This is a genomic window from Ruegeria sp. CF3 (assembly GCF_056537365.1).
In genome coordinates this window covers 383,018-399,865 of the sequence record NZ_JBQFRK010000003.1, presented here as the reverse complement: position 1 = coordinate 399,865, position 16,848 = coordinate 383,018, and the positions used below count along the sequence as shown (strand labels likewise).

The 16,848-nt window shown below is 57.9% G+C and carries 16 protein-coding genes; 6 read left to right on the top strand and 10 right to left on the bottom strand.

The genetic code is table 11. The features are described from left to right. Positions 1 to 7: 7 nt before the first annotated feature. On the bottom strand, positions 8 to 1,348 hold the full coding sequence (gene proS, locus ACR0KC_RS13565) for a proline--tRNA ligase (RefSeq protein WP_170818770.1): 1,341 nt from the start codon (positions 1,346 to 1,348) through the stop codon (positions 8 to 10). Positions 1,349 to 1,480: 132 nt separating this feature from the next. On the opposite strand from proS, the gene ACR0KC_RS13560 reads away from it, so the two are divergent. From ACR0KC_RS13560 to ACR0KC_RS13540, 5 genes are all read left to right on the top strand, one after another. Then, positions 1,481 to 2,878 (top strand): FAD-dependent oxidoreductase, encoded by a 1,398-nt coding sequence (locus ACR0KC_RS13560; RefSeq protein ID WP_480706748.1) that lies wholly within the window; start codon positions 1,481 to 1,483, stop codon positions 2,876 to 2,878. Then, positions 2,878 to 3,852: an isopenicillin N synthase family dioxygenase gene (locus ACR0KC_RS13555; RefSeq protein WP_480706749.1), complete on the top strand. Its 975-nt coding sequence runs from the start codon at positions 2,878 to 2,880 to the stop codon at positions 3,850 to 3,852. Before ACR0KC_RS13560 ends, ACR0KC_RS13555 begins: the two co-directional genes overlap by 1 nt. 90 nt (positions 3,853 to 3,942) lie before the next feature. Continuing rightward, positions 3,943 to 5,016, top strand: a complete 1,074-nt coding sequence (locus ACR0KC_RS13550) for an AI-2E family transporter (protein ID WP_170392915.1) — start codon at positions 3,943 to 3,945, stop codon at positions 5,014 to 5,016. Then, entirely contained in the window at positions 5,017 to 5,706 is a 690-nt protein-coding gene (locus ACR0KC_RS13545; protein WP_480771957.1) for an HdaA/DnaA family protein, read from the top strand. A 50-nt stretch (positions 5,707 to 5,756) separates the two neighbouring features. Next, a complete protein-coding gene (locus ACR0KC_RS13540; protein ID WP_480771956.1) occupies positions 5,757 to 7,301 on the top strand; it encodes a Ppx/GppA family phosphatase in 1,545 nt (514 codons plus the stop codon). On the opposite strand, the gene ACR0KC_RS13535 is transcribed toward ACR0KC_RS13540, so the two are convergent. The 7 genes from ACR0KC_RS13535 to ACR0KC_RS13505 all read right to left on the bottom strand — a co-directional run bounded on the left by ACR0KC_RS13535 (position 7,302) and on the right by ACR0KC_RS13505 (position 13,568). Then, on the bottom strand, positions 7,302 to 7,661 hold the full coding sequence (locus ACR0KC_RS13535; protein WP_480436234.1) for a hypothetical protein: 360 nt from the start codon (positions 7,659 to 7,661) through the stop codon (positions 7,302 to 7,304). 49 nt (positions 7,662 to 7,710) lie between these two features. After that, entirely contained in the window at positions 7,711 to 8,703 is a 993-nt protein-coding gene (locus ACR0KC_RS13530) for an endonuclease/exonuclease/phosphatase family protein (protein ID WP_480771955.1), read from the bottom strand. A gap of 3 nt (positions 8,704 to 8,706) precedes the next feature. Then, on the bottom strand, positions 8,707 to 9,387 hold the full coding sequence (locus ACR0KC_RS13525) for a molecular chaperone DjiA (protein WP_170392133.1): 681 nt from the start codon (positions 9,385 to 9,387) through the stop codon (positions 8,707 to 8,709). 9 nt (positions 9,388 to 9,396) lie between these two features. After that, positions 9,397 to 9,921 carry a GNAT family N-acetyltransferase gene (locus ACR0KC_RS13520; protein WP_223116797.1) on the bottom strand — a complete coding sequence of 175 codons (525 nt, stop codon included), beginning with the start codon at positions 9,919 to 9,921 and terminating at the stop codon, positions 9,397 to 9,399. Beyond that, the gene (locus ACR0KC_RS13515) at positions 9,918 to 10,520 is read right to left on the bottom strand and encodes a VOC family protein (RefSeq protein ID WP_223116798.1); all 603 of its coding nucleotides are present in this window, start codon (positions 10,518 to 10,520) and stop codon (positions 9,918 to 9,920) included. The genes ACR0KC_RS13520 and ACR0KC_RS13515 overlap by 4 nt, the downstream gene beginning before the upstream one ends. Positions 10,521 to 10,629: 109 nt before the next feature. Next, on the bottom strand, positions 10,630 to 12,756 hold the full coding sequence (gene scpA, locus ACR0KC_RS13510) for a methylmalonyl-CoA mutase (protein WP_480771954.1): 2,127 nt from the start codon (positions 12,754 to 12,756) through the stop codon (positions 10,630 to 10,632). Then, the gene (locus ACR0KC_RS13505; protein ID WP_170594698.1) at positions 12,753 to 13,568 is read right to left on the bottom strand and encodes a hypothetical protein; all 816 of its coding nucleotides are present in this window, start codon (positions 13,566 to 13,568) and stop codon (positions 12,753 to 12,755) included. Before ACR0KC_RS13505 ends, scpA begins: the two co-directional genes overlap by 4 nt. Positions 13,569 to 13,738: 170 nt before the next feature. Between ACR0KC_RS13505 and ACR0KC_RS13500 the strand changes: the two genes are divergently transcribed. Continuing rightward, a complete protein-coding gene (locus ACR0KC_RS13500) occupies positions 13,739 to 14,185 on the top strand; it encodes a DUF4174 domain-containing protein (protein WP_170512329.1) in 447 nt (148 codons plus the stop codon). A gap of 76 nt (positions 14,186 to 14,261) precedes the next feature. On the opposite strand, the gene ACR0KC_RS13495 is transcribed toward ACR0KC_RS13500, so the two are convergent. Next, positions 14,262 to 16,307, bottom strand: coding sequence for an ATP-binding protein (locus ACR0KC_RS13495; RefSeq protein ID WP_480771953.1), 2,046 nt, complete (start codon positions 16,305 to 16,307; stop codon positions 14,262 to 14,264). A gap of 117 nt (positions 16,308 to 16,424) precedes the next feature. Further along, positions 16,425 to 16,628: a hypothetical protein gene (locus tag ACR0KC_RS13490; RefSeq protein ID WP_170392147.1), complete on the bottom strand. Its 204-nt coding sequence runs from the start codon at positions 16,626 to 16,628 to the stop codon at positions 16,425 to 16,427. Positions 16,629 to 16,848: the final 220 nt, after the last annotated feature.

The following is a 16,848-nucleotide window of genomic DNA, read 5'->3' as shown; positions in this document are numbered from 1 at the left end:
GCCTTGTTCAGGCGATGCCCTCATAGATTTCTGCGATCTTGGTGACGGCCGCTTCGGGGCTGAGTTCCTCACTTTCGCCGGTACGGCGGCTGGTGAGTTCGACCACACCGTTCTTCAGACCACGCGGGCCCACTGTGATGCGCCACGGCAGACCGATCAGGTCCATGGTGGCAAACTTGCCCCCTGCCCGTTCATTCCGATCATCATAAAGCGGCTCAAGCCCCAACGCAGTCAACGCGCTGTAGAGTTTATCGCACGCCGCGTCCGCCTCTTCATCACCTTGCTTCAAGTTCACAATGCCGCAATGGAATGGAGTCACGCCTTCGGGCCAAATGATGCCCTTATCGTCATGGCTGGCTTCGATGATCGCACCGATCAGGCGGCTAACGCCGATGCCGTGGCTGCCCATATGCACCGGAACCGGCTTGCCATCGGGGCCTTGCACAGTCGCTCCAAGAGCTTCGGAATACTGGGTGCCAAAATAAAAGATCTGCCCCACTTCGATACCACGCGCCACGCGGCGGCGGTTTTCGGGGATTTGGTCAAACAGGGCTTCGTCGTGGGTTTCGTCCGTTCGGGCGTATTTAGAAGTGAACTCTTCGAGGATCGCCTGACACTGTTCGCGGCTATCATAGTCGATCTCACGATCGCCGAAGGTCAGATCGGTGACCGCGCTGTCATAAAAGACCTCGGACTCGCCGGTATCGGCCAGTACGAGGAACTCATGCGTGTAGTCACCGCCGATAGGTCCAGAATCAGCGCGCATCGGGATGGCCTGCAGACCCATCCGCTCATAAGTACGCAGATAACTGACCAAGTGGCGGTTATAGGCGTGCAGCGCGTCTTCTTTGGTCAGATCGAAATTGTATCCGTCCTTCATGTAGAACTCGCGCCCCCGCATCACGCCGAAACGTGGGCGGATTTCATCGCGGAACTTCCACTGAATCTGATAGAGCGTCAGCGGCAGGTCTTTGTAGCTGCTCACGTGGCCGCGGAAGATGTCGGTCACCAGTTCCTCGGCGGTTGGCGTGTACAGCATATCGCGACCGTGGCGGTCCTGCATGCGAAGCATTTCCTGGCCATAATCGTCATAACGACCGGATTCGCGCCACAGGTCGGCTGATTGCAGAATCGGCATCTGGATCGCGATGTGCCCAGCCCGCGCCTGCTCTTCATGCACAATGTTCTCCAGCTTGCGCAGAACTTTGAAGCCCAATGGCAACCAGGAATAAATCCCGGCGGCGGCCTGTTTGATCATCCCGGCACGCAGCATCAGCCGGTGGCTGACGATCTGAGCCTCCGAGGGGTTTTCCTTGAGAACGGGCAGAAAGTAACGGCTGAGGCGCATAACGTAACCTTACGGGTGAGAATTTCGCTGCAAGGTGATTATTCCAAAGCCTAGCCGGGGGCAATCGCACATCGGTGTTTTGCGACCCATGCGCAGTCGGTTTTTTGATTGACCCGAGCGTTGGGGTTTTCAATGTTGGCGCAAACGTTAAACCGCGAGGCAGCAATGCAAACAATCACCGAACCCGCCCGCCAGATCCCCGTTGTTCATCAGACAGACGTATTGGTTGTGGGCTCGGGCCCCGCTGGATTGTCAGCAGCGCTGGCTGCCGCACGCGCTGGGGCCGAAGTTTCCTTGATGGATAGGTTCGGTTGCATGGGTGGGAATATTACGGCAGTCGGTGTCGAAGGCTTTGCCTGGTATCGCCACGAACAAACTGTCGAGGCCGGAGGCATCGGCATGGAGTTCGAAACCCGCGCCAAAGAGATGGGTGCAGCAGTGCCTGAAAGCCAATCGCTCAGCTACGAACTGGACAGCGAGGGCTTCAAGCTGGTGGCCGACAAGCTGGTTGAAGAGGCTGGCGTCCATCCGATGTTGCACCGGCAATTCGTCGCCCCGATCATGGAGGGGGATCGCATCACTGGGGTGATTACCGAATCCAAAGCGGGGCGTGAGGCGATCTTGGCCAAGGTTGTCATCGACGCCACAGGGGATGCAGATGTAGCGCATCGCGCGGGCGCCCCGACGCACAAGACGCCACGCGAGGACATGATGGCGGCCTCAGTGATGTTCCATCTGGCCGGTGTCGACAAACGGGCCTTTATTGAAGGTGTCAAAGCCGACCCGCAGACCTATAAAGACTGGGGTGGCGGAGGCGAATGGAATATCGAAACCTCGGGCAAAGAGGACGACATGTTCTCGCCCTTCGTCAAGAAACCCTTCCAGCAGGCGATTGATGAGGGCCTGATACCGGCTCATTTGAACACGATCGCGGGGACCTGGGGGGCGATGCACGATACCGGAGAACTGACCTATATGAACCTGATTCATATGGACCAGATCGATGGAACCGACCCCGAAAGCCTGACCTTTGGTGAAATCGAAGGCCGCCGACAGGCGATGCTGGCCATTGATGCCCTTCGCCGTTTCATGCCGGGTTGCGAAAACGCACGTCTACGCAATTTCGGAATGACCATCGGCATTCGGGATACGCGCAAGATCGATGCTGTCTACAACATGACCGAAAATGACGCGCGTCATCAGGGCCGGTTCGAGGATTCCATCGGTATCTACCCTGAATTCATCGATGGCTACGGCATTCTGATCTTGCCGACCACGGGGCGATATATGCAGATTCCGTATCGCTCGATGCTGCCCAAAGGGATCAAGGGCCTGTTGGTTGCGGGCCGGTCCCATGGCGCGGATCGGGTCGCTCACGCCGCGACGCGCAACATGTCCTGCTGCGCGGTGATGGGTCAGGGCGCAGGGATCGCTGCGGCGTTATCCTTGAAAAGCAATCAAGATCTCGACAGCATGAACCTTGTTCCTGTGCATCAGGAACTGGAACGACAAGGCGTGAGAATTAACTGATGGAGCATATTCCGACCATAGATATCAGCCCGCTGACTGATCCTTCTGGTCCGCTGTATCAAGCAACGGTCGCGCAGATCATGGATGCCTGCACCAGCATCGGGTTTCTGTCGATCACAGGGACAGGCATCACGCCTGAGCACATCGAGCAGGTGCGCGAGTGTGTCAGTGCGATCTTTGATATCGACGAGGCCCGAAAATGGGATCAGGCCATCACCCGCGAAAACTATCGTGGGTACATTCCGATGGGGTTCTTCACGCCCAATGACGGCTCGGGCGCGGCGGATAAGTACGAAGGGTACAAGCTGCATTTCGAAGCAGCCGAAGATGCGCCGATCCGGGTTGAATGCGCACTTTACGGCCCGAATATCTGGCCCCGAGAAGTGCCCCAGGCCCGCGCGGTAATACTGGATTACTGGCTACAGCTTGATGGCGTGACAGATCTTTTGCTGGGTGCATTGGAAGTGGGGTTAAAAATCCCGCCCAACACACTACGCGACGCCTTCCGCGACCCGATGACCAACATGACCCTGCTACACTATCCGCCACAATCCCCGGATGAGCTTGGCTATGGAATTCATCCGCATAAGGACACCGACGCGCTGACAATAATCGCTCCCGATCCGGTCGGAGGACTTGAGGTGCAGACCCGCACCGGCGGCTGGATCACACCGGACTGCCCGCCCGGCGGCTTCGTGGTCAATATCGGCGACATGCTGGAACTGTGGTCGGGCGGGCGGTTGAAATCGACCCCGCATCGCGTGGTTAATCGATCCGGGCGTGAACGCTATTCCTTCCCTTATTTCGCCGTTCCGCGCCACGATGTGGTGGTTGCGCCACTGCTGCCTGCCCTGTCCGGCTTTGATCGCCCGAAGGTACATTGCGGACACTGGTCGGCGGAAATCTGGCGCACCAACTGGCCTGATGAAATGGCCACAGGTGAGACACCGGAACTGGGTACTCTGACAGACTAGGGTATAAAAATCGCGCGCCATGAACCGCTTGCATCGCCGGGCGTCATGGGCCAAGAACACGGCAATGCTGTGCAAACGAGGGATTGCGCCATGGCCTTGCCGGTGAAGGATCAGCTTAGATACTGGGGCATTGCCGCCGCTGTTTTCGTGCTGCTTTTGTACCTGTTGGGCGATGTCTTGCTGCCCTTTGTGATCGGTGGTGCGATTGCATATTTCCTTGATCCCGTTGCGGACCGCCTGGAAACACTCGGCCTTTCGCGCATGGCTGCGACCGGGATCATTACCGTTGTCGGCGTGTTTGGTTTTGTTTTGATGATTCTTATGGTTGTGCCCGCGTTGATCACACAGCTACTGGATCTGATTGATGTTTTGCCAAGCCTTTTTAAAGAACTGCGCGCCTTTATTGAGAAACAATTCCCGGCTTTGCTCGATCGCGAATCAAATACCCACCAGATGCTGGTGTCATTTGGCGAGACGCTGAAATCAAAAACCGGCGATGTGCTGCAAACCGTTCTGGCCTCATTGGGTTCAGCGATAAATGTTGTCGTCCTGTTGGTTATCGTACCGGTTGTCGCGGTTTATCTGCTGATGGATTGGGATCGCATGATCACCCGGATCGGAGAGCTCTTGCCCCGTGATCACGCCCCCACGATCAAACGACTTGCTGGTGAAATCGACGCCGTTCTTGCCTCATTCGTGCGTGGAATGGGTACCGTCTGCCTGATCCTCGGCACCTACTATGCTGTCGCATTGATGCTGGTCGGTCTGCAATTCGGCCTGATCGTCGGCTTCATTGCAGGGCTGGTAACCTTCATCCCCTATTTGGGCGCCCTGATCGGAGGCACCCTAGCCATAGGCCTGGCCCTGTTTCAGTTCTGGGGGGACTGGGCACATATCGGTTTGGTCGCCGGTATTTTTGCTATCGGACAGGTGACCGAGGGCAACTTCCTGACACCCAAACTCGTCGGTAGTTCGGTGGGCCTGCACCCGGTCTGGCTGCTGCTGGCCTTGTCGGTCTTCGGCGCGCTGTTCGGCTTTGTCGGAATGCTGATCGCAGTACCTGTAGCGGCTGCCTTGGGTGTGCTGGCACGGTTTGCGACCGAGCAGTATCTGCACAGCCGCCTATATACCGGGCTTGAAGGGCTCAATCAGGAAGACGAATAAATGGCCATGCAGCTCAGTTTTGATCTGCCGTCCAAGACTGCCTTGGGCCGCGAAGACTTTTTCGTCTCGCCTGCTAATGCTCTGGCTGTTGCGATGATCTCTGCCACCTCATGGCCTGGCAACAAACTGGTGCTGAGCGGCCCTGCGGGATCGGGCAAGACCCATCTGGCGCATGTCTGGGCCGGCGAGACCGGCGGTCGAATCGTACAAGCCGCCGCGCTTCGATATGACGACGTGCCGGACCTGGCGCGCGGTCCGGTGGCGGTCGAAGATGTACCGGTAATCGCGGCGGACGTCGAGCAGCAGAAAACTCTGTTCCATTTGCACAATCTGGTTCTGGCTGAGGGCCACGCCTTGCTGATGACTGGGCGCACGACGCCGAAACTGTGGCATCTGCCGCTGGCCGACCTGCAAAGCCGGGTCGAAGGTGCGCATCATGTGTCGCTTGAAGGGCCGGACGATGCGCTGCTGGGCGCAGTGCTGGCGAAGCTATTCACCGACCGGCAGCTCAATCCGGGGCCGGATGTCATAGCCTATCTGGTCAAGCACATGAATCGCAGCTTTGAAACCGCCGCCCGCGTCGTCGAACAGCTGGACGAAATTGCGCTGACCGAAAAACGCGACATCACCCGTGCGCTGGCGGTGCGTCTATTGAACACAGAAGCCGAACAATCGGATGCCTGCAATTGACCGGACAAGGGTGATCTCGCATCCTGTCGCGCAAAAGACCTGGGGACACCATGACCAAGATTGCCGAGACTGATTTCCCGGATCACGGGCTGTTCGGAAGGCCGCTGTTCGAAGATCCGGGCGCCCGTGCACTTTCCCGGGTCGGGGTTGTCGATATCGGATCGAACTCGGTCCGGATGGTGATTTTTGACGGCGCGGCGCGCTCACCGGCCTATTTCTACAATGAAAAGGTGATGTGCGAACTGGGCGCCGGCCTGTCAGAGACCGGCCGACTGAACCCTGAAGGTCGCAAACGGGCGCTGGCTGCCTTGGACAGGTTTCAGCATCTTGCCAGAGACCTCGGCCTGCCCGCCCTGCACGCGGTCGCCACCGCTGCGGTGCGCGAGGCCAGCGATGGACCGGATTTCTGCGCGCAGGCAAAAGCCGAAACCGGCCTGATCATCAACGTTGTCGATGGCGAGGAAGAAGCACGGCTCTCAGCTCAGGGCGTGCTGCTGGGTTGGCCCGGAGCTTATGGGCTGATCTGCGACATCGGTGGCTCGTCCGTCGAACTCGCTGAGATCGGAGGCGGCAAGGTCGGACGTCGCATGACTTCGCCCCTGGGGCCGCTCAAGCTGCGCGATATCAAAGGCGGTCGCCGGGCGCGTAAGGAGCATATCAAGAAGACGCTGGAAGAGATGCGCGACCGGATGGGCCCTCAACGTGATCGGCTGTTTCTGGTCGGCGGCAGTTGGCGCGCCTTCGCACGTCTGGACATGTTGCGCCGAGGCTATCCGCTGAACGTGCTGCACGAATACCGCATGACACAAAGTCAGGTACGCGAGACCATCAAGTTCATCGAACAGAATGATCCTGATGAATTGCGCGCATTGGCCGGTGTGTCGGGATCGCGTATGGCATTGATCCCCTATGCAATGGATGTGCTTTCACGCCTGATCCGCACGTTCAAACCAAAGGACATCGCGATTTCAAGCTACGGCATCCGCGAAGGATTGCTGTATGAACAGATGCCGCAACGCCTGCGCGACCGGGATCCTTTGATCGAAGCCTGCCGGTTTGCCGAAGCGAAAGACGCGCGCTTGCCCGGTTTCGGCAAACACCTGTTCGATTTTGTCATGCCCTTGTTCCGTTCGGCGCCGGAACCGATGCTGCGCCTGATCAAGGCAGCTTGTCTGCTGCACGACGTCAGTTGGCGTGCGCATCCAGATTACCGGGCCGAGGCTTGTTTCGAATATGTCACCCGCGCCAACATGAGCGGGATCAAACATTCCGAGCGGATCTTTATCGGGCTCGCTTTGCAACACCGATATCGCAACAAACGCGAAGGGAGCCGCTTTACCGAGCTTTACGAACTGCTCGACGAACGCGGCCAGGAACAAGCCGAAATCCTGGGCAAAGCACTACGGTTCGGAGCGATGCTTTGGATGCAGCACGACGCAGCCATGGGCAAGATGCGTTACTATCCCAAAAAACAAAAGCTCGAACTGCGTCTGCCCAAATCGGCAGGCGCATTGTTCAACGAAGTCGCCGAGGCCCGTTTTAACTCGTTGGCCGGCGCGCTGAAATCAGAACCCAAAGTGATCATTCGCGGATAATCAGATATCGGTATAACCGTTAGAAGTCTCTTCTTCCGGCACAACTTCTTCGGGCTGATCTTTGGGCTTCTTGCGGATGATAATGTCGCCGTTTGGTAACATCTCGGGCGATTCATACGCGCTCCAATCCTGCACCTGAGCAGCCAACTCAGCCAGCGCCGGACCCATTTCCCGCATGAAAGACTGCAAAGCCGGACCAAATTGGTCCGCAAATCCACGCAGGTCTTCGATCGTGGGCTCCATCTCTTGCCGCAAGCCTTCCAGAAACAACTCGGCACCCCGCTCCATCAGCGACTTACCCGAATCGTCCTGTGCTTGGGCAGGCAGGGCCAAGGCGGTACAAATAGCGCTGATCAGCATGAGACGTAGCATAGCTTGAATATAAGCGAGCGTGCCGAGTGTTGAAAGGTCACAGGTCGATATCCAACGTCACCGGGAAGTGGTCGGATGCGGTTAGCAAGGCATCCCTCAGCTCGGGGTTGCCCCAGCAGGCGGCATCGCGAAACGGATGCCAGATGCGCCAGTTCGGGTGGTGGGCGCGCAAATCCTCGCTAATCATGATGTAGTCCAACAACGCCTCAAGATACCGTCCCTCATTCGGCCGCGCAAATCGTGCAGTTGCTGGGACGGAACCGGGGCGCAGTTCCAATGCCCTTGCTGCATGAGGATCATAGAGCCCCGCCTGCAACAATATCTCGACCGACGATCGACCGAAGAGGTGTTCGAACTCATCCAGTCCGGGTCCGTCATTGAGATCGCCCAGCAAAATCACCGGCTCTTGCTCCGTCAAATGATGTCGGACCCGTCGACCCAGCCATACCGCCTGCGCCAACTGCTTACGGCGATTGGCAATCGAAATTCGTATCATCTCATCCCGCGATGCAGCGCCATGGGGCGCTTTGGACTTCAGATGCGCCCCGATCAGTCGAAACTCCTGCCCTGAGGTTGTTTGGATCGCCAATTCCATCGGAGGCTTTGAAAACCGCACAAGATCCTCGGTCGCATCCACATCCAGGTCGATCCGGAACTCGGCATCGAAACGCGGCGCGTTCTCGGCCTCCCTTGCGTCGTGTTTGGCTGTAAGAATTTCGGGATCATAAAGCAGGGCCAATTCCTGATGTGTATCATTGGGAAATCCCATGATTGCATGGCTTGTACGCAGACCGAACGCCTCGGCAAATCGCTGCAAGGCACGGACGGTATTCTGAGACTTGCCTGTGTTGGGGGCTTCGACGATCAGCATCGCATCGGCATCGATCGCCGTCAGCACCTTTGCGATCGCCTCAACCTGCCGGGCCTTGGTCACATAGTGACGCCCTGACCAGCTGCCATCGACAATCAGGCTGTCATTGCGATCAAACAGGTTGGCGAACCATTCGATATTGTAGGTCGCCAACCGCACGGATCAGACCCGAGCGCCGTTGATTTCATCCCAGGCGCGGTTGATGTCGATCATCTTTTTCTCGGCCAGCCGCACCGCCTCTTCCGGAACGCCGCGTGCCAGCATCGCATCGGGGTGAGTTTCTCGCACCAGTTGCCGCCAAACCTTGCGAATTTCGGTCAGAGGAGCGTCGCGGGGAACGCCCAGAACCGTATAGGGGTCTTTCGGCGCATCCGGTACGAAACGCGCGCGCAGGGCCATGAACTGAGCGTCGGTCTGGCCGAAAATGCGGCTGACTTCTTCCAAAAACTCGTTTTCGTTCGGATGGTAGAACCCGTCCGCCATAGCAATGTGAAACAGCCCTTCCATCAAATCGCACAGGGTGGTGCTATCTTCGGCGAACATGCGGGCAATCCGGCGGGCATAGTCCTGATATCCAGCAACGTCTGTCCGTGCCATGTCAAAGACCTTGGCCGCCCCGTCTTCATCTTCGGGCGCGATCTGAAACACTTCACGGAAAGCCGTCACCTCATCCCGCGTCACCTGACCGTCGGCCTTGGCCATCTTGGCGCCAAGCGCCACGACAGCAATCGCAAAGGCCACCGAACGTTCTGGCGGCGTGCGCAGTTTCTCAAACACCGCAGTCAGGCTTTCGCCCTGGGCAAGCGCGTTCAGCGCGTCGGCTATTCTGGACCAGATCGACATGGGCGCACCCTAGCGTGCCTTGTCACGACTGTCAGGTGCGACAGATGACTGCGGGCCGAGTATTTTCTGCATCAGGACAAGATCCAGCCGCTGCCCCCATTTGAACCCCACTTCAGGCATGCGTCCCACCTGCTTGAAGCCAATTGCCTTATGGAAGGCGATGGCTGCGGGGTTGGCCGATGAAATGCCCGCCACCAAGACATGCACGTTATCCTCCCGCGCGATGGCTTCAAGAGCCTCCATCAACGAACGGCCAACATGCTGGCCTCTGGCTTCGGGTGCCAACTGTATCGAATGTTCGCGGCACTGCGCATATCCCGGTCCCGAGCGGAAGGCGCCATAGGTCGCAAACCCCTCGACGGCACCACTGCGCTCGGCGATGAGAAAAGCAGGGCCTTTGGTTTCGATCTCTGCGGCCACGCTTTCTACGCTGCGTTCATCGTTGGTGAACGTGATAAGCGTATCTCTGATGATCGCGTTTGCGATCGCCCTAATCGCAGGTGCATCTTGGGTTCTGGCCTGCCGGATGTTCATTCCAGCACGCGCAACCCGTGCGGTGTTTCGAATTCAGCGCGCAATGCAGCCGGGCCGCTGTCAAACGCGACATTCTCCAACGCCCCCAAACCTTTGGCTAAGTCGATTGCATCCGGATGGCACACTATAAGGCGGCGTAACCGGCAGCCACTGTCCTGAAGCATTTGCGCCGGATGCAGATCACCCTGCCACTCGATAAGCGCCGGAAAGAGGTTGTCAAATGGCAGACGTCCACTTGGGGGGACTGCCATACGCCAGCGCAGCGCGCCTCGGTTCAGATCGATAGGTTGTCCGACGCCGTCAGGGAAAACGGTCAGTGACGCTTCGATATCCGGAACCCGGCAAATCCAGTTGGTCAGGCGGGGTGATCCGGTGAACCGGTCCAGATCGAACCAGCGCGTCCTTTGCGGTTTGGAGGCTTCGGGGTCGATCGCAATCGCCTCCAGATAGAGCCCATCCCGCAAGCCCAAAAGTCGATTATACGTCCCGAATTTTTCATGCTTGCCGCCGTCCTGAAGCCGTACGCCCAGCGCCTGTTCGATATGGTCAGAAGCTTCTTCAAGCGTTTCGCCCGCAACAGCCAGATGATCCAGTAACATGAAGACGCCTCCTGATGACAAACGACCAGACCATTTGGGTCTGGTCGCATGTTTTCCGCAAAGGGGCGAAATCACAAGATTTTTCGTACGAAAAATCTTGGCGCCGGCGTCAGGTTTTGGCTTCGCCGATCAAACGCAAGATGTCTTGTGCCGCTTCAGGGATGTTCGTTCCCGGACCAAAGATCGCCTTCACACCGTGATCGTAAAGGAACTGGTAATCCTGTTGCGGAATGACCCCACCGCAGATGACTATGATGTCCTCAGCCCCCGCCTTTTTCAGTTCCTCAACCAACTGAGGCGCCAATGTCTTATGCCCCGCAGCCTGCGAAGAGATCCCAATCACATGCACATCATTGTCCACCGCGTCCTGTGCGGCTTCTGCAGGCGTCTGGAACAGAGGGCCGACATCCACATCAAACCCGATATCGGCAAAGGCAGTGGCAATCACCTTGGCCCCTCGATCGTGGCCGTCCTGCCCCATCTTGACCACCAGCAGACGCGGGCGACGCCCCTCGGCCTCGGCGAATTCTTCTATGGAATTCTGAATCGCGGCAAAACCTTCGTCACCCTCATAGGCCGCCCCATAAACACCGGCCAGGGTCTTCACTTCGGCGCGGTGACGACCGAACTCTTTCTCCATTGCCATGCTGATCTCTCCTACGGATGCGCGGGCTCGAGCGGCCTCGACGGCGGCGGCCAGCAGGTTACCTCCCTCGCGGGCGGTTGTTGTCAGGACGTCCAGTGCCTGTTGGCAAGCCGCCTCGTCGCGCGTTGCACGGATACGCTCCAGCCGCGCGACCTGAGCTTCGCGCACGGCCACGTTATCGACGTCCAGAATATCGATCGGGTCTTCTTGCTCTTTGCGATACTTGTTGACACCAACGATGACCTCTTCGCCCCGGTCGATCATGGCCTGACGGCGCGCAGCGCTTTCCTCGATCCGCAGCTTGGGCATGCCACTGGCAACGGCCTTGGTCATACCGCCCATTTCCTCGACCTCTTCCATAAGAGCCCAGGCTTTTTCGACCAACTCGTTGGTCAGGCTTTCGACGTAGTAAGAGCCCGCCAGCGGATCGACCACATCGGTCACGCCGGTTTCCTCTTGCAACACCAGTTGCGTGTTTCGCGCGATACGTGCCGAGAAATCGGTTGGCAGCGCGATCGCCTCGTCCAGTGCGTTGGTATGCAGTGACTGTGTGCCGCCCAGAACCGCGCTCATGGCCTCATAGGCAGTGCGGACCACGTTGTTATAGGGGTCCTGTTCCTGCAGCGACACGCCCGAGGTCTGGCAATGAGTTCGCAGCATTTTCGACCGTTCGGATTTCGCCCCGAACTCGGTCATTACCCGATGCCAAAGGGTGCGCGCAGCGCGTAGTTTGGCGATCTCCATGAAGAAATTCATGCCGATGGCAAAGAAGAACGACAGACGACCCGCGAACTTGTCCACGTCCATGCCTGATTCCGTCGCTGCGCGCACATATTCGCGCCCGTCGGCCAGCGTATAAGCCAGTTCCTGCACCAGGTTCGCCCCGGCCTCTTGCATGTGATAGCCGGAGATCGAGATCGAGTTGAACTTGGGCATCTCATTCGAAGTGTAATCGATGATGTCCGAGATGATCTTCATCGAAGGCTCGGGCGGGTAGATATAGGTGTTACGCACCATAAACTCTTTCAGAATGTCGTTCTGAATGGTGCCCGAGAGCACGGCCTTGTCATGCCCCTGCTCTTCACCTGCAACGATGAAGCTGGCCAGAACCGGGATCACCGCCCCGTTCATCGTCATTGAGACCGAAACCTTGTCCAGCGGGATACCGTCGAACAGGATTTTCATATCCTCAACGCTGTCGATGGCCACACCGGCCTTGCCGACATCGCCCACCACACGGGGATGGTCACTGTCATACCCCCGGTGAGTCGCCAGATCGAAGGCGACCGAGACACCTTGCTGGCCGGCTGCCAGATTGCGGCGGTAAAATGCATTCGATTCTTCAGCCGTCGAGAAGCCTGCATATTGACGGATCGTCCAAGGGCGCCCCGCATACATCGTCGCTTTTACGCCGCGCGTAAACGGACCGAAGCCCGGAAGCGAGCCCATATGCGGCAGATCAGCCGTGTCTTCCTGAGTATAAAGCGGTTTGACGTCGATGCCTTCCAGCGTCTCTTTGGTCAGATCGCCCAAAGGTCGGCCGCGCAGCTCTTTTTCAGCCAGCACCTGCCAGTCGTTGGTGTCGGTCATGTCGATTTCCTCTGTTCAATTCTGGTTTCGGCGGGGGCGACCCCGCGTGCATTGCTATCTGTCCGGCAGATCAGTTCAGCCCTCCCATCGGCGCCCGAGGCAAGCCATTCCAGATCATCGGCATAATCAGCCCAAAGCTGCATCGCCTGTTCAGCGGTCAGACCATGGGGCGTGGGTTTGGGCGCAGCATTCAACGCAAGGCCATCGCTGAATTCGGGCGCGGTGCGACCCGTCAGCGCCTGAAGCTGCGCCTGTTGATGACCCGCAAATTCCTCAAACGGCAAAACGAGCAATGGGACGCCCGGGAAGGCGTGGCTAATATCGGTGATGACGTCTCGCCAGCTCCGCTTGCTTTGCGCGATGCGGGTCCACTTTGTGGGCTCTATTGGGGCGCTGCCACGTTTGAACTTATAGGCGGCCACGGAAGACCAATACATATCCAACGCGCGGATATTCAAAGCAATTTTAGTGACTCTTCCATCAAATGCCCTTGCCAAAAGCTGCCCACGTTCCTGCATACCTGGATAGAGCGAGGCAAAGGCAATATTGCGCTCCATTGAGCCCACGAAATTCTCTTGGCTGACCAATAGCTGCGTCGCGCCGTCTTGCTGACATACGTCCAACTCGCGGCGTAATCCATCACAGACCTCAGGCGTCAGTTTATTCAAGCTGTTGAGGCCATTGGAGCGTGTTCGCTCCGGCCCCCAATACGCCAGACCTTGATCTGCAAGGACCTGCACGTTCCGGCTCAGATAGTTCTGGAAACTGGTGCTTGCACATCGATGTGCACCGCAATGCAGGATCACTTCCATCGGCCTACTCTCCCCACACGAAGGCCGCGGGAACGGCGCATTTTGTAGGCAAATTGATAAATACGCATGGGTGGGTGCGGCGTCCACGAAGCAAATTTTTGGTGATCACACGCATTTCGTCAGTCGCATTCGCCCCAGCAGAGGCTATATTCATCACAACAGGAGGCCTCATGACACGCACGCTTGCCTTTGTTTTCTCGGCACTATTCCCGTTGGCCGCCTTGGCCGCCGACGCGACTGCCCCTGCGAATGACAGCTTTGTTCGTCCAGTAGCTGACAGCGATCTAAGCGATTTTCTCTGGACGCATCGCCCGATCGTCGTTTTTGCCGATACCCCGGCAGACCCAAGATTCCAGCAACAGATTGACATGTTACTCGAAGGCGAGGACGCAATGCGGGATCGCGACGTGATTGTCTTGACCGATACTGATCCGGCGGCGCGATCATCGATCCGATCAAAACTGCGACCACGTGGATTCCAGATGGTGTTTGTCGACAAGGATGGTGTCGTCAAACTGCGCAAACCCAGCCCATGGAGCGTGCGTGAGATTGGCCGATCCATTGACAAGACGCCTTTGCGCGAACGCGAAATCCGCGAACGACGTGAGGGCGGCTGAGCACCTGCGACATGCTTCAAGATCCCGGCGGAAGCCGCTGGGAACCTTGAAAGATATGTCGCAGGTGCGCGCATCATCACTCGAACTCGATGATCACATCGTCAACGGCCAGACTGTCGCCGGGGCCCGCGTTGATCTTGGAGACAACGCCCTTTTTCTCGGCGCGCAGGATGTTCTCCATCTTCATCGCCTCAACGGTACAAAGTGCCTGACCTTCCTGCACCTCCTGACCTACTTCCACATCAATCTTCACGATCAAGCCCGGCATTGGGCAGAGCAGCATTTTCGATGTATCAGGCGGCAGCTTCTCGGGCATCAGGCGGGCCAGTTCGGCCTGACGCGGGGTGCGCACATGTACCTTGAGGTCAGCCCCTCGGTTTCGGATACGGAACCCGCCCGATATCTTTCCAACCTTCAAGACCAACGGGCTGCCATCCACGTCCAACACCGCAAGTTGGTCACCCGGCGTCCAGTCAGAGGACACTCGCAGAGCTGACCCGTCTTTGAATTTGACAGTCGCGCCCTGTTTGTCAGCCTTAACCTTGACGCTGAAATCCTGCCCTTGCAGAGCGACATTCCAACGTTTGCCGACTTTCCGTTCATGGTTGTCCATCCGGCCCGATACGCGGGTGCGACGGATTTCGGCAACCCGGTGCATGGCAGCGCACGAGGCTGCGATGCGACGCAGATCTTCTTCGGGAAGGTCGACGCCTTCGAACCCGTCCGGATACTCCTCGGCGATGAAAGCGGTCGTCATGTCACCACTTACAAATTTCGGGTGATCCATGACCGCTGACAGGAATGGCAAGTTGTGACCGATGCCTTCGACTTCGAAACTGTCCAGCGCCACGCGCATGGCTTCAATCGCCTGTTCGCGGGTCGGTGCCCAAGTACACAGCTTGGCGATCATCGGGTCGTAATACATGCTGATCTCGCCGCCCTCATAGACGCCAGTATCGTTACGCACAGCGCTATCCCCTTTAGGCGTATCACCTTGCCATTTGTCATTCACAAGCAGCGGGCCGGCTGCGACCTCCTGCGGCGGGCGATAACGGGTAAGGCGGCCAATCGAGGGCAAGAAGCCACGATACGGGTCCTCTGCATAAAGACGGTTTTCAATCGCCCAGCCTGTCAGGGTGACGTCATCCTGCGTGATCGACAGTTTTTCACCAGCGGCCACACGGATCATCTGTTCGACAAGATCGACACCAGTGATCAGTTCGGTCACCGGGTGTTCCACCTGCAGGCGGGTGTTCATTTCGAGGAAGTAGAAGTTCTTTTCGCCATCCACGATGAATTCCACCGTACCGGCACTGGCATAGTCCACCGCTTTGGCAAGCGCGACGGCCTGTTCGCCCATCGCCTTACGGGTTTCGGGGTCAAGAAAGGGCGATGGCGCCTCTTCCACAACCTTCTGGTTCCGGCGCTGGATCGAGCATTCGCGTTCCCCGAGATAGATGCCATTGCCGTGACTGTCACAGAGCACCTGAATCTCGATATGGCGCGGCTGAGTCACGAATTTCTCGATGAAAATCCGGTCGTCGCCGAAGGAGTTCGCGGCCTCGTTCTTGGATGACTGGAAACCTTCCCGCGCCTCTTCGTCATTCCACGCAATCCGCATGCCCTTGCCACCGCCGCCTGCGCTGGCCTTGATCATCACCGGATAGCCAATGTCGTTCGAAATCTTCACCGCCTCATCGGCGTCTTCGATCAGGCCCATGTAACCGGGCACCGTCGAAACCCCGGCCTCCTGCGCGATCTTCTTCGAGGTGATCTTGTCCCCCATGCTTTCGATCGCACCGACCGGGGGGCCGACAAAGGCGACGCCTTCGGCATCCAGCGCCTCGGCGAATTTGGAGTTCTCGGATAGAAAGCCATAACCGGGGTGGACCGCCTGCGCGCCGCTTTTACGGATGGCATCCATCACCTTGTCGATGACGATGTATGACTGGTTGGCGGGCGGCGGGCCGATATGCACGGCCTCATCCGCCATTGAAACATGCAGGGCGTTCTTGTCAGCATCTGAATAGATGGCAACCGTGCCAATGCCCATCTTGCGGGCGGTCTTGATGACCCGGCAGGCAATCTCGCCCCGGTTTGCGATCAGGATCTTGTTGAACATGGAACGTCCTTTGGCTTGATGTTCTGGAAACGCAAAACGCCGCCGCGGGGCGTTGACCCCACGACGGCGTGATGCGCAATGACGGACGGGACTTTTCCAGCCCCGTTAAATTCAGCTTTAGTTACAGTTGTTCTGGGTCTTGCAGTAAAGCACGTTGCCCGCAGCCCCAACTGCCGCCCCAAGCAGCGGATCTGCACTGAGGACCGCCGCCCCCAGAGCCCCCGCACCGCCGCCAAGGATCGCCTGTTCGCCGGTCGAGCCACCGCAGGCCGCCAAACCCGCGCAGGTTGCCAACGCAAGGGAAATTCGTTTGATTCGCATGGTTTCTGCCCTTCTAGATTTTTTGCAGTCTTTGAGAGCAGATGCCGATTTCGCGCCTTGTTATGCAATAACACGGACCACAAACTTGCGAATTGCGCAGGTTTTTGCCGCTTTTTGTCCAATCCTGACAAAAAGAAAACCGCGGACAGAACTCTGTGGGGAACACAAGCCTGCCCGCGGAAGGAAGGGGTACGGAATAGTAGGTGCTTGTGCGACGCAG

What these genes read in the sequence shown, in the direction of transcription:
- proS (WP_170818770.1), bottom strand. Translation starts at nt 1,348, where the DNA reads ATGCGCCTCAGCCGTTACTTTCTGCCCGTTCTCAAGGAAAACCCCTCG.
- ACR0KC_RS13560 (WP_480706748.1), top strand. Translation starts at nt 1,481, where the DNA reads ATGTTGGCGCAAACGTTAAACCGCGAGGCAGCAATGCAAACAATCACC.
- ACR0KC_RS13555 (WP_480706749.1), top strand. Translation starts at nt 2,878, where the DNA reads ATGGAGCATATTCCGACCATAGATATCAGCCCGCTGACTGATCCTTCT.
- ACR0KC_RS13550 (WP_170392915.1), top strand. Translation starts at nt 3,943, where the DNA reads ATGGCCTTGCCGGTGAAGGATCAGCTTAGATACTGGGGCATTGCCGCC.
- ACR0KC_RS13545 (WP_480771957.1), top strand. Translation starts at nt 5,017, where the DNA reads ATGGCCATGCAGCTCAGTTTTGATCTGCCGTCCAAGACTGCCTTGGGC.
- ACR0KC_RS13540 (WP_480771956.1), top strand. Translation starts at nt 5,757, where the DNA reads ATGACCAAGATTGCCGAGACTGATTTCCCGGATCACGGGCTGTTCGGA.
- ACR0KC_RS13535 (WP_480436234.1), bottom strand. Translation starts at nt 7,661, where the DNA reads ATGCTGATCAGCGCTATTTGTACCGCCTTGGCCCTGCCTGCCCAAGCA.
- ACR0KC_RS13525 (WP_170392133.1), bottom strand. Translation starts at nt 9,387, where the DNA reads ATGTCGATCTGGTCCAGAATAGCCGACGCGCTGAACGCGCTTGCCCAG.
- ACR0KC_RS13520 (WP_223116797.1), bottom strand. Translation starts at nt 9,921, where the DNA reads ATGAACATCCGGCAGGCCAGAACCCAAGATGCACCTGCGATTAGGGCG.
- ACR0KC_RS13515 (WP_223116798.1), bottom strand. Translation starts at nt 10,520, where the DNA reads ATGTTACTGGATCATCTGGCTGTTGCGGGCGAAACGCTTGAAGAAGCT.
- scpA (WP_480771954.1), bottom strand. Translation starts at nt 12,756, where the DNA reads ATGACCGACACCAACGACTGGCAGGTGCTGGCTGAAAAAGAGCTGCGC.
- ACR0KC_RS13505 (WP_170594698.1), bottom strand. Translation starts at nt 13,568, where the DNA reads ATGGAAGTGATCCTGCATTGCGGTGCACATCGATGTGCAAGCACCAGT.
- ACR0KC_RS13500 (WP_170512329.1), top strand. Translation starts at nt 13,739, where the DNA reads ATGACACGCACGCTTGCCTTTGTTTTCTCGGCACTATTCCCGTTGGCC.
- ACR0KC_RS13495 (WP_480771953.1), bottom strand. Translation starts at nt 16,307, where the DNA reads ATGTTCAACAAGATCCTGATCGCAAACCGGGGCGAGATTGCCTGCCGG.
- ACR0KC_RS13490 (WP_170392147.1), bottom strand. Translation starts at nt 16,628, where the DNA reads ATGCGAATCAAACGAATTTCCCTTGCGTTGGCAACCTGCGCGGGTTTG.